The sequence below is a fragment of the Streptomyces sp. RFCAC02 genome (genome assembly GCF_004193175.1).
GTDB lineage: Bacteria > Actinomycetota > Actinomycetes > Streptomycetales > Streptomycetaceae > Streptomyces.
The window spans coordinates 992,075-1,004,492 of the sequence record NZ_SAUH01000001.1 but is presented as its reverse complement, the minus strand read 5'-3'; the positions used below and the strand labels follow the sequence as shown (position 1 = coordinate 1,004,492).

The 12,418-nt window shown below is 73.0% G+C and carries 7 protein-coding genes; 4 read left to right on the top strand and 3 right to left on the bottom strand.

Going from position 1 to position 12,418, the window contains the following annotated elements:
• Window positions 1-278 precede the first annotated feature (278 nt).
• Window positions 279-812: a M23 family metallopeptidase gene (locus tag EMA09_RS04530; RefSeq protein WP_129839115.1), complete on the top strand. Its 534-nt coding sequence runs from the start codon at window positions 279-281 to the stop codon at window positions 810-812.
• 127 nt (window positions 813-939) lie between these two features.
• On the opposite strand, the gene EMA09_RS04525 is transcribed toward EMA09_RS04530, so the two are convergent.
• The gene (locus tag EMA09_RS04525) at window positions 940-1,902 is read right to left on the bottom strand and encodes a glycerophosphodiester phosphodiesterase family protein (protein ID WP_129839113.1); all 963 of its coding nucleotides are present in this window, start codon (window positions 1,900-1,902) and stop codon (window positions 940-942) included.
• 196 nt (window positions 1,903-2,098) lie between these two features.
• On the opposite strand from EMA09_RS04525, the gene uvrB reads away from it, so the two are divergent.
• Both uvrB and EMA09_RS04515 read left to right on the top strand, forming a co-directional pair.
• Window positions 2,099-4,204 carry an excinuclease ABC subunit UvrB gene (gene uvrB, locus EMA09_RS04520; RefSeq protein WP_129839111.1) on the top strand — a complete coding sequence of 702 codons (2,106 nt, stop codon included), beginning with the start codon at window positions 2,099-2,101 and terminating at the stop codon, window positions 4,202-4,204.
• A 94-nt stretch (window positions 4,205-4,298) separates the two neighbouring features.
• Window positions 4,299-4,886: a TerD family protein gene (locus EMA09_RS04515; RefSeq protein ID WP_129839109.1), complete on the top strand. Its 588-nt coding sequence runs from the start codon at window positions 4,299-4,301 to the stop codon at window positions 4,884-4,886.
• A gap of 60 nt (window positions 4,887-4,946) precedes the next feature.
• Here EMA09_RS04515 and EMA09_RS04510 read toward each other — a convergent pair whose 3' ends face one another.
• Both EMA09_RS04510 and uvrA read right to left on the bottom strand, forming a co-directional pair.
• A complete protein-coding gene (locus EMA09_RS04510) occupies window positions 4,947-8,420 on the bottom strand; it encodes a phosphodiester glycosidase family protein (RefSeq protein ID WP_129839107.1) in 3,474 nt (1,157 codons plus the stop codon).
• A gap of 167 nt (window positions 8,421-8,587) precedes the next feature.
• Entirely contained in the window at window positions 8,588-11,461 is a 2,874-nt protein-coding gene (gene uvrA / locus EMA09_RS04505) for an excinuclease ABC subunit UvrA (RefSeq protein WP_129839105.1), read from the bottom strand.
• A gap of 292 nt (window positions 11,462-11,753) precedes the next feature.
• On the opposite strand from uvrA, the gene EMA09_RS04500 reads away from it, so the two are divergent.
• Entirely contained in the window at window positions 11,754-12,410 is a 657-nt protein-coding gene (locus EMA09_RS04500; RefSeq protein WP_129839103.1) for an MBL fold metallo-hydrolase, read from the top strand.
• Window positions 12,411-12,418 lie beyond the last annotated feature (8 nt).

Sequence of the window (12,418 nt, the reverse complement as noted above, 5' to 3'; positions counted from 1 at the left end):
TGACCCCCCGATCACCCCTCGGAGGCCCCGGCGTGCCGGTCCGGCCCGGCCCGGTGGCCCGCCCGATCTACGAAGCGTCGTCGTAGCGGGCTGCGCCGACGCGCCTTGAAAGCACCCCGCCGCGGTGGTTATCCATGGACGGCAAGTCCGGATGGACCGGATTTCCCCGAAACGTGAGGTAGTCCCCCCATGCCGAACAGCACCACGACCCCCGCTCCGCTCCGGCGCGGCTGCGCCTGCGCGCCGCCGGGGTCATCACCGCCGGTCTGGCCGCCTCGATGGCCCTGTCCGGCATGGCCGTGGCGTCGTCCGACACCGGAGGCTCCCGCCCCGACGGCACGGTCACGAGCGCGGCCGCGCACAAGAGCGACGGCAAGGAGCAGGCCACCCCGTCCTGGGTGAAGCCGGTCTCCGGCGACTACGAGCTGTCCGCCTCCTTCGGCAACAGCGGTGACCGCTGGGCGAGCACGCACAGCGGCCAGGACTTCGCCGTCCCCATCGGCACGGACGTGCAGGCCGTCCACGGCGGCACCGTCGTGAAGGCCGGCGGCAACGGCGCCGGCGACGGTCCGGCGTACGGCAACGCCATCGTGATCAAGCACACCGACGGCCTGTACACGCAGTACGCCCACCTGTCCGAGATCGACGTCACGGTCGGCCAGCAGGTCTCGACCGGCGACATGATCGGCCTGTCCGGCAACACGGGCAACAGCTCCGGCCCGCACCTCCACTTCGAGGTGCGGACGACCCCCGACTACGGCTCGGCCGTCGACCCGGTGGCCTTCCTGCGCGGTGAGGACGTCACCGTCTGATCCCGCCCGGGACCCCCTCCGCCCCCGCGCTCCCCTTGGGGGGAGGCGGGGGCGGACCGTCGCGCACTCTCTGTAATCGCTCATGGTCGCAGAGTGCGGGGCGCCACTGACAAGCGCGTGCCGCGCCTCAGCGGCGGGCGACCGCCCGCGCCACCACGTCCGGCACGTTGCTGATGATCCCGTCGACCCCGAGGTCCGCGATCCGTACGGCGGTCGGCCCGTCGTCCACCGTCCACGCGTACACCTTCAGCGGCCGGTGGTGCGGCCCGCGCAGTCCGTGGACCGCCGCCACGTACTCCTCGGTGAGGTCCTTGTACGTGGGGTTGATCTGGTCGGCGAAGCCGGCGTACTCGGCGAGGTCGTCGACGTCCGGCGTCCCGAGGAAGCCGGTCTCGACGTCCGGTGCCAGCTCGTGCACCGTCCGCACGGACTCGGCGTCGAAGCTCTGGAGCACCAGCCGGTCGCCCGGGCGCCGCTCGCGCAGCCAGCCGCCGTCCGCCAGCTCGTCGAGGATCTCCGCCTCGATGCCCGGGTACAGCTCCGGCGACTTCAGCTCCAGCAGCAGCCGCTGCCCGTTGTCCGCCAGCTCCCGCGCGAACTCCTCCAGCGTCGGGACCCGCTCGCCGGCGAACTCGTCGCCGAACCAGCTCCCCGCGTCGAGCCGCGCGATCTCCGCCGCGGTGAAGTCGGCGACGTTCCACGGGGCGCGGTCGGGGAAGACCTCCTCGACGTCGGTCGTCCGGGCCAGCGTCGTGTCGTGCATCAGCACCAGCTCGCCGTCCGCCGTGCGCTGCACGTCGGTCTCGACCCAGGTGGTGCCGACCTCGTCGGCGGCCTCCGCCGCGGCGACGGTGTTCTCCGGCGCGTACCCGGACGCGCCGCGGTGCGCCACGACGAGGGGGCCGCGGCCGGGCCGGCGCGCGTCGTCCCCGGCCGCGGCGGCGGACCGCGCGACGTCGGCATCGTGACGGGCGGAGCCGGCCTCGGCAGGGGCCGCCGAGCTGCGGGCGGGCACGAGCAGGGCCGCGACCGCCGCGGCGGCCAGACCGAGGGACAGACCCGACCAGCGGGCGACGGAGTGCTTGCGCATGTGGGGACTCCAAGCGTTGCCTGACGGGGACGGCACCGCACGGGACCGGCGCCGCGGAGAGCCTCCCCCCGAGGGGGAACGGTTCGGCACAGGAACGGTTACGTTCGGTTGAACAAGCCGTGCGCAGCGTCGTCCCGATGGCCCCCCGGAACGCGGCCGGACGGGATTGTCAGTGGGGGGTCGTACGGTGGGGAGCATGCGGCCCGTCTCAGATATCGAACGCACCAAGGCGCCCTTCGAGGTCGTCAGCCCCTACCGGCCGAGCGGCGACCAGCCGGCGGCCATCGACCAGCTCGCCGAGCGGGTCGGGGGCGGCGAGAAGGACGTCGTCCTGCTCGGCGCCACCGGCACCGGCAAGTCGGCGACCACCGCCTGGATGATCGAGCGGCTGCAGCGCCCCACCCTCGTCATGGCCCCCAACAAGACCCTCGCCGCCCAGCTCGCCAACGAGTTCCGCGAGCTCCTGCCGAACAACGCGGTCGAGTACTTCGTCTCGTACTACGACTACTACCAGCCCGAGGCGTACGTCCCCCAGACGGACACCTACATCGAGAAGGACTCCTCGATCAACGAGGAGGTGGAGCGGCTGCGCCACAGCGCGACGAACTCCCTGCTCACCCGGCGCGACGTGGTCGTCGTGGCCTCCGTCTCCTGCATCTACGGCCTCGGCACCCCGCAGGAGTACGTCGACCGCATGGTCCCGCTCAAGGTCGGCCAGGAGATCGACCGGGACGTCCTGCTGCGCCGCTTCGTGGACATCCAGTACACGCGCAACGACCTCTCCTTCACCCGCGGCACCTTCCGCGTGCGCGGCGACACCATCGAGATCTTCCCGGTGTACGAGGAGCTGGCCGTGCGGATCGAGATGTTCGGCGACGAGATCGAGGCCCTCTCCACGCTCCACCCGCTGACGGGCGAGGTGATCTCCCAGGAGGACCACCTGTACGTGTTCCCGGCGTCGCACTACGTCGCGGGTCCCGAGCGCATGGAGCGCGCCATCTCCGGGATCGAGAAGGAGCTGACCGACCGGCTCGCGGTCATGGAGGGCCAGGGCAAGCTGCTGGAGGCCCAGCGGCTGCGCATGCGCACCACGTACGACATTGAGATGATGCGGCAGATCGGCACCTGCTCCGGCATCGAGAACTACTCGCTGCACGTCGACGGCCGCGAGACCGGCAGCCCGCCGCACACCCTCCTCGACTACTTCCCCGACGACTTCCTCCTGGTCATCGACGAGTCGCACAACACCGTCCCCCAGATCGGCGCCATGTACGAGGGGGACGCCTCCCGCAAGCGCACGCTCGTGGACCACGGCTTCCGGCTGCCCTCGGCGATGGACAACCGCCCCCTGAAGTGGGAGGAGTTCCAGGAGCGCATCGGGCAGACGGTGTACCTGTCCGCCACCCCCGGGCCGTACGAGCTGTCCCGCGCCGACGGCGTGGTGGAGCAGATCATCCGTCCCACCGGCCTGATCGACCCGGAGGTCGTGATCAAGCCGACCGAGGGGCAGATCGACGACCTGGTGCACGAGATCCGCACCCGGGCCGAGCGCGACGAGCGGGTCCTCGTCACCACCCTCACGAAGAAGATGGCCGAGGACCTCACCGACTACTTCCTGGAACTCGGCATCCGTGTCCGCTATCTCCACAGCGACGTGGACACCCTGCGCCGCGTCGAGCTGCTGCGGGAGCTGCGCGCCGGCGAGTACGACGTCCTGGTCGGCATCAACCTGCTCCGCGAGGGCCTCGACCTGCCCGAGGTGTCGCTCGTCGCCATCCTGGACGCGGACAAGGAGGGCTTCCTGCGGTCCGGCACCTCGCTGATCCAGACGATCGGCCGCGCCGCGCGCAACGTGTCGGGCCAGGTCCACATGTACGCCGACCGGATCACCCCGGCGATGGAGCGCGCCATCGACGAGACGAACCGGCGCCGCGAGAAGCAGATCGCGTACAACACCGAGCACGGCATCGACCCGCAGCCGCTGCGCAAGAAGATCAACGACATCGTCGCCACCATCGCCCGCGAGGAGGTGGACACGCACGAGCTCCTCGGCAGCGGCTACCGGCAGGCCGCCGACAAGCGGCGACAGGCGCCCGTCCCCACGGCCGGGGCGAAGAAGGCGGGCACGGGGGAGCTGACCGACCGTCCGGCGGCCGAGCTGGCCCAGACCATCGAGCAGCTCACGGAGCGCATGCGGGCCGCGGCGGCCGAGCTGCAGTTCGAGATCGCGGCCCGGCTGCGGGACGAGGTCTCCGACCTGAAGAAGGAGTTGCGGCAGATGCGCGAGGTCGGCCTGCGCTGAGACGCCGCCCGGTCGGTGCGTGCGGAGTGCCGGGGCCTGCCCGTCTGCGTAGGGTGACGGGCGGGCCGTACACCGTGCCATGAGGGGAGCAGCCATGAGTCTCGACCTGTCGCAGGGGCAGGCCATCGACCTGGAGAAGCGCGGCGGGGGAGGTCTCACGCGCATCAGAATGGGGCTCGGCTGGGCGGCGGCCCGGGAGGAGGACGGCCTGTTCACGCGGCTGTTCCGGCGCCGCGCGACCATCGACCTGGACGCGTCGGCCGTGCTGTTCGCCGGGGACAGCCCCGAGGACGTGGTCTACTTCCGCAAGCTCAGCAGCGACGACGGCTCCGTCCGGCACTCGGGCGACAGTCTCACGGGCGGCGTGGGCGACGAGGACGACGAGGCGATCGTCGTGGACCTGGCCCGGGTGCCGGAGCACATCGACCAGATCGTCTTCACGGTCAGCTCCTTCACCGGCCAGCGGTTCAGCGAGGTCGGCGAGGCGTTCTGCCGTCTGGTGGACGAGACCACCGGCGACGAACTCGCCCGGTACACCCTGTCCGGCGGCGGCGAGCACACCGGGCAGGTCATGGCGAAGGTGCGGCGCAAGGGCGACGGCTGGCGGATGACCGCCATCGGCGCCCCCGCGGAAGGGGCGACGTTCCAGAGCCTCATGCCGGACATCCAGGCCCACCTGTAGTCCGCGGGGGCGCCCCCGCCCCGGTGTCCCGGGGCGGGGGAGCGGCGGTGCCCGCCCGGCTCAGCGGTGCCGGACGGTGATCCGCGCCTCGGCCCGTTCGCCGCCGGCCTCGACCCGCAGGGTGACCGTGCCGGGCCGCAGGGCGGTCAGCGTCCCCGTGGCCGGGTCGTACGCGGCCACGTCGCGGTGCCGCGCGCCGTCCGCCGGGCCGATGTGCAGCCGGGACGACCCGGACCAGTCCGCGCTCACCGGGAACGCCACGGGCACCTCCCTGACACCGTCCGCGCCCTCCTGCGTCAGGGTCGCCGCGGCGCTCCCCGTGCCGCCCTCGGCGAGTGTCTCCGGCGCCTCCAGCGTCAGCGCGTCCACGTGCGGCATCGTCCGGACGGTGAGCCAGTCCGGCAGCAGTTGCTCCGGCGCGCGCCGGGTCGCGGCCTGCTCCGCGCGGGAGACCCGGTCGGCGCCCACCAGCATCCACCCGGTGAACCCGCCGTCGCCCGGCGCCGCGGCCGGCCGCTTCCCCGCGTCGCCGCCGATGACGTACGGCACCCCGTCGAGGTGGTACGCGTCGAAGATCCCGACGTGGGCGCCGAAGAACGCCACGCCCTTGCCGGTCTCCCGCCGGAAGTCGGCGAGCCAGTCCTCCAGCAGCCCCGCCTCCAGCCGGTCCGTGAGCCGGCTCACCGGCTGGGCCGTCGTGTCCCGGGGCGGGACGTGCGCCATGACCACGACGGAGCCGACGGACGGGTCGTCCGCCGCCGCGTCCAGCTCGTCCCGCAGCCGCTGGATCTGCTCGAAGCCGGCACCGCGCAGCGTCAGGGACGACGTGTCGAGGGTGATGAACCGCGTCCCCTCGTGGTCGAACGTGAGCTGGGACGGTCCGAACTCGGCCTCGAACTGATCGATCGTGCCGCCCATCACCTCGTGGTTGCCCGGCACGTAGTACCAGGGCACCGCGTCACCCAGCTCCTCCTCGATCACCCGCCGGCCGAACGCCAGGTCCTCCGGCGACCCCTCGTCCACCCAGTCACCGTTGATCACGACGAAGTCGGGCGCGGCGGCCCGCACCTCGCGCAGCGTGCGGCGCGCAGCGGCGACGATCGGGCTGTCCGGATCCCGTGCCACGAACTGCGCGTCCGAGACCACGGCGAACCGCCAGTCACGCCCCGCCGTGTCCGCGGCCGTCCCGATCAGCGGGTCGGCCACCCGCCCCGCCGCCGGAAGCTCCACGTCGGGCGGCGTCCACGCCCGCAGCCCGTCCAGCGCCACGGACCCGGTGTACGCCTGGTCCGGACGCGTCTCCGCCAGGTAGAAGCGGCGCACCGACACCGGGTACGCCACGCCCTCGGGCACCGTGAAGGTCACCTGGCGCCATCCTTCCCAGGTCACATGGTCACCGCGCAGGACCTGGCTCGTGCCCTGGGCGTCCACCAGGTGCAGCGACGGCCAGGCGCCGTGCCCGTCGCCGTCGATCCACAGGGTGAAGCTCTGCGGCTGCCCCGGCACCGGGATGTCGGCGTCCGGGGTGGCGTACGCGGCGCGCGTCGCCGTGCTCAGCCCGAAGTCGTAGGTCATCCGCAGCGCGCCGCCGTCGTGCCCGGCCGGCTCGGCCGCCAGCGATCCCGCGGCCCTGGCGTGGCTGAACGACCAGGCGGCCGCGTCCTCGAACCCCGCGATCTCGGTCTCGGTCAGCCCGATCGTCACGCCGAGGACGGCGACCCGCTCCGCCCCGCCCCGGTCCACCGTCACGGTCACCTGCCCGGAGCCAGGACCCGCGCCCGGCACGGCGCGCACCGTGAACCCGCCGGCCGCCCGGTCCGGCTCGACCGTGAACAGCGCGCGGTCGTAGTCGAGCCGCACGTCGTCCGGCTCGACCGGCGCGCTGTCGCCGGCCGCGTCGTACCCGAGGACCCCGAAGCGGCCCACCGCGTCCCCGTCGGCCAGCCCGACGCGCGTGGTCGTCGGCGCGATCCGCTCCAGCTCGCCGAGCACGGTCAGGTCCCGGTGGCCCGCCGTACGTCCCCGGCCCGCCGTGACGCGGACCGTCCCGGGGTGCCGGGCCGTGAAGACCGCCTCCGTGCCTCCCGCTCCCCCGGCCCGCACCGTGCCGACGTGCGGGTCGTCCGTGCGCCACCCGGTGGTGCCGCCGGACGCGGGGCCGTACGTCTCGTCGTACCCGGTGGCGGTCAGGTGCCGCGTCAGCCCGGGGAAGACACGCTCCGGATGGCCGCCCGGCACGCTGTCCGCGGTCGGCGCCGTCCCGGGGTCGGCCGTCGTCGTGACACGGCGGCCGGCGGTCTCACCGCTGCCCACGGGCGCGGTGATGGCCAGGCCGTTGGGCACCGCCCGCTCCTCGCCGTCCGACGGGCTGTTGACGACGCGCACGCCGTCGTCCCCCGCGCGGCGGGCGAGCAGGGTCGCCGAGCCCCCGCCGTCCAGGTTGAGCGCGCTCCAGGCACCGAGATCGGCCATCATGCCGGCCAGCTCGGTGAGCGTCACCCCGCCCGACGCGGCCTGCCTGCCGTCGACGCTCAGGACGTACATCTCCTGCCCGTCGCGGGAGAAGCCGACCGCCGTGCGCGGGGCGGCGGTGTTGTTGGGCCGGCCCTCCCAGTCGATCGGCTCACCGTCCTCGACGAGGACGCCGCGCCCGCCGACGACCGTGCGGGGCAGCGGGCCGCCGTCCCCGGTGCGGGGCGCGTACTCCGTCGCCACACGGTCGCCGGGTTCGAGGCCGGCGAGTGCCGCGGCGCCCGCGTCACGGCCGAGCAGGACGGAGGAGTCGGCGGGCACGGGGCCGGTGCCGGGCGTGTCGTCCACCGAGACGACCACCCCGTCGTCGCCCACCGTGACCTCGGTGACCTCGGTGGCGCCCGCGACGGACGGGGCGCGGCCGGCCGTGCCCCACAGCGGGGTGTACAGGCCGATGCCGTCCACCGGGACATCGGCGCTGTTGTACCCGTCCAAAGGCAGGGTGTCGCCGTCCGGCAGGGTGAGGGTGCCGTCGAACCAGAGGTCGAGGACGCGGCCCGCGCCGTCCGGGCCGATGCCGACGGCCTCGGCGGCCGTTCCCGACGCCGAGTGGAGCAGCTCCCCGTCGGCGACGCCGGGGCCGAGCGGGGCGCCGGTGGCGTTGATGTCGAAGAAGTCGCCGTTGACCGCGGCGACCGTGGTGCGGCCGGGGCCGGCGTCGTGGCCGGCGACCAGCTCGCCGACCGTCTCCGCTCCCGAGACGCCCTCGCCGGGCAGCAGGTGGTCCACGCGGAGGTCGCCCGTGAGGTCGACGCTCAGCGCGTGGCCGGTGAGCCAGCCGTCGGGCTCGATCCGGTGGAACCCGGACAGTTCGAGGCCGGGCGCGATCGTCTCCTCGGTGCGGACCAGGTCGATGCCGTCCGCGCCCGCCGCCGCGGTGACCGCCGCCTCCGGGGCGGCGGGGGCGGCCACCCCCGGTGGCGCGAGGGCGAGTGTCCACACCGCCGCGGCGCCCGCCGCGATCAGTCCGTGGACGGCGGGTCCGGTCCTTCGTTGCCCCATACGTGTCACCGCAGCTCCCGGATAGCGACCGCACGACGCGCGGACGGCGCGTCAGCGGCCCAGCGTTCCAAGGGAGTCGGGCGGGGCGCCAGAGGGCGGTGGTGAACGTCCGGAAAAGGGACGACGGCCCCGGTCCGCCGTGGACCGGGGCCGTCGGGGTCGGGGCGTCAGCCGCGCCGGGCGGGCGACGCGTCGCTGACCGCGTCCCCCAGCACCTCGCGCAGGAACTTGCCGGTGTGGCTCGACGGCTCGGCGGCGACCTCCTCGGGGGTGCCCTCGGCGATCACCACGCCACCGCCGCTGCCGCCCTCGGGCCCCATGTCCACGACCCAGTCCGCCGTCTTGATCACATCGAGGTTGTGCTCGATGACGATGACGGTGTGGCCCTTCTCCACGAGCCCGGAGAGCACCGTGATCAGCTTGCGGATGTCCTCGAAGTGGAGGCCGGTCGTCGGCTCGTCCAGGACGTAGACGGTCTTCCCGGTGGCGCGCCGCTGCAGTTCGGCCGCCAGCTTCACGCGCTGCGCCTCGCCGCCGGACAGGGTCGGGGCGGGCTGCCCGAGCCGGACGTAGCCGAGGCCGACGTCCGTCAGCGTCCGCAGGTGGCGGGCGATGGCGGGGACCGCCTCGAAGAAGCCGAGCGCCTCCTCGATCGGCATGTCGAGGACCTCGGCGATCGACTTTCCCTTGTAGTGCACCTCCAGGGTCTCCCGGTTGTACCGGGCGCCGTGGCACACCTCACAGGGCACGTACACGTCGGGCAGGAAGTTCATCTCGATCTTGATCGTGCCGTCGCCCGAGCAGTTCTCGCAGCGTCCGCCCTTGACGTTGAACGAGAAGCGGCCCGGCTGGTAGCCGCGGACCTTGGCCTCCGCCGTCTCGGCGAAGAGCCGCCGGACGTGGTCGAAGACACCGGTGTACGTCGCCGGGTTGGACCGGGGGGTGCGGCCGATCGGCGACTGGTCCACGTGCACGACCTTGTCGAGGTCGCCGTCGCCCGAGACGCGGGTGTGCCGCCCGGGGACCGCCTTGGCGCCGTTCAGCTCGCGCGCGAGGTGCGTGTAGAGGATGTCGTTGACCAGGGTGGACTTGCCGGAGCCGGAGACACCGGTGACCGCCGTGAGCACGCCGAGGGGGAAGCTCACGTCGATGTTCTTCAGGTTGTGCTCACGGGCGCCGTGCACGGTGAGCATGCGCTTCGGGTCCACCGGGCGGCGCAGGGCCGGGGCCGGGATGCTGCGCCGGCCCGACAGGTACTGGCCGGTGACGGACTTCTCGTTCGCCAGCAGCTCGGACAGCGGCCCGCTGTGCACGACATGGCCGCCGTGCTCGCCGGCGCCGGGGCCGATGTCCACGATCCAGTCGGCGGTGCGGATGGTGTCCTCGTCGTGCTCGACGACGATGAGGGTGTTGCCCAGGTCGCGCAGGCGGACCAGCGTCTCGATGAGGCGGTGGTTGTCCCGCTGGTGGAGGCCGATCGAGGGCTCGTCCAGGACGTACAGCACGCCGACGAGGCCCGAGCCGATCTGGGTGGCCAGCCGGATGCGCTGGGCCTCGCCGCCCGAGAGGGTGCCGGCCGCGCGGTCCAGCGAGAGGTAGTCGAGGCCGACGTCCACGAGGAAGCGCAGCCGTTCGTTGACCTCCTTCAGGACCCGCTCGGCGATGGTCCGCTCCCGCGGGGTCAGCTCCATGGCGCCGAGGAAGTCGGCGCACTCGCTGATCGACATGCCGGCCACCTCGGCGATGGACCGGCCCTGCACGGTCACGGCGAGGATCAGCGGCTTCAGCCGGGTGCCGGCGCAGGCCGGACAGGGGGCCTCCCGCATGTAGCCCTCGAACCGCTCGCGGCTCGTGTCGGACTCCGCCTCGGCGTGCCGGCGGCGGACGAACGGGATGACGCCCTCGAACGCTGTGGTGTACGCGCGCTCCTGGCCGTGCCGGTTCTCGTAGCGGACGTCGATCTTCTGCCGGTGCCCGTGGAGCACGGCCTTGCGGGCGCGCTGCGGCAGGCCCTGCCAGGGGATGTCGGTGCGGAAGTTGAGCGCCTTGCCGAGGGCGCCGAGCAGGAGGTTGAAGTAGCCGCGGGTCTGGCCGTGGGACCAGGGGTGGATCGCGCCCTCCTCCAGCGTCTTCTCCGGGTCGGGGACGATCAGCTCCGGGTCCACCTCCATCCGCGTGCCGATGCCGGTGCACTCGGGGCAGGCGCCGAACGGGGAGTTGAACGAGAAGGAGCGCGGCTCCAGCTCCTCGAACGACAGGTCGTCGTAGGGGCAGTACAGGTGCTCGGAGTACATCCGTTCGCGCTGGGGGTCGTCGGCGGGCAGGTCGACGAAGTCGAGGACGACCATGCCGCCCGACAGCCCGAGGGCCGTCTCGACGGAGTCGGTGAGGCGGCGCTTCGCGTTCTCCTTGACCGTGAGACGGTCCACGACCACCTCGACGGTGTGCTTCTCCTGCTTCTTCAGCTTCGGCGGGTCGGTGAGCTGGACGGTGACGCCGTCGACGCGGGCGCGGCTGTAGCCCTTGGTCTGGAGGTCGGCGAACAGGTCGGCGAACTCGCCCTTGCGCTCGCGCACGAGCGGGGACAGGACCTGGAAGCGGCTGCCCTCCTCCAGGGCGAGCACCTTGTCCACGATGGCCTGGGGCGACTGCCGGGCGATGGGCCGGCCGCACTCGGGGCAGTGGGGCTTGCCGATGCGGGCGAAGAGCAGGCGCAGGTAGTCGTAGACCTCGGTGATGGTGCCGACCGTGGAGCGCGGGTTGCGCGAGGTGGACTTCTGGTCGATCGACACCGCGGGGGAGAGGCCCTCGATGAAGTCCACGTCGGGCTTGTCCATCTGCCCGAGGAACTGCCGGGCGTAGGCGGACAGCGACTCGACGTAACGGCGCTGGCCCTCGGCGAAGATCGTGTCGAAGGCGAGCGAGGACTTGCCCGAGCCCGACAGCCCCGTGAAGACGATGAGCGAGTCGCGGGGGAGGTCGAGCGAGACGTCTCGCAGGTTGTGCTCGCGAGCTCCGCGCACGATGAGTCGGTCGGCCACGCCGGAAGGCACCTTTCATCTGGAATATGAGGAAACCCGCCCAGTGCGGGCGCTCCCTCCCCAGGGTAGGACGGGTCTCCGCCATCCGGAGCGGCCCGTTCCCGGGAACCGCCACCCTATAGCACGTGCGTTCGATTACCGGCGGTTTCGCGCCTCCCTCACCCCCACGGGCGACATGGTTCACCCGTGTGAGTGAAAGTCCTCGCACGGATGACCCCGCCCGGATCAGGAACACGGACGACGCCGGCCCCGGGCTTCGGAACGCCCCGCCGGTGTTGGGGAGACTGACCGCATGCCCTACACCGGACACGTCACCCCCGGCGGCCCCGCCGACGTGCGCGAGCTTCCCGACCTCGTCGTCTCCAAGCTCTCCGTCGGCCCGATGGACAACAATGTCTACCTCCTGCGCTGCCGCGCCACCGGCGCGCAGCTCCTCATCGACGCCGCCGCCGAGCCGGAGGCCCTCATCGGCCTCATCGGCGCGAGCGGCCTCGCCGCCGTCGTCACCACCCACGCGCACCGCGACCACTGGCAGGCCCTCGCCGACGTCGTCCGCGCCACCGGCGCCCGCACCCACGCCGGCCGCCTCGACGCCCCCGCCCTGCCCGTGCCCACCGACGTCCTCGTCGACGACGGCGACGAGATCGCCTTCGGCGCCTGCCGCCTCACCGCCCGCCACCTCACCGGCCACACCCCCGGCTCCGTCGCCCTGCGCTACGACGACCCCGAGGGGCACCCCCACCTGTTCACCGGCGACTGCCTCTTCCCCGGCGGCATCGGCAACACCCGCAACGACCCAGCCGCCTTCGCGAGCCTCCTCCACGACGTGGAGACCAAGCTGTTCGCGCCGCTCCCGGACGAGACGTGGGTGTACCCCGGCCACGGCGCCGACACCACGCTCGGCGCCGAGCGCCCGGCACTCCCCGCCTGGCGGGAACGCGGCTGGTGACAACGTGA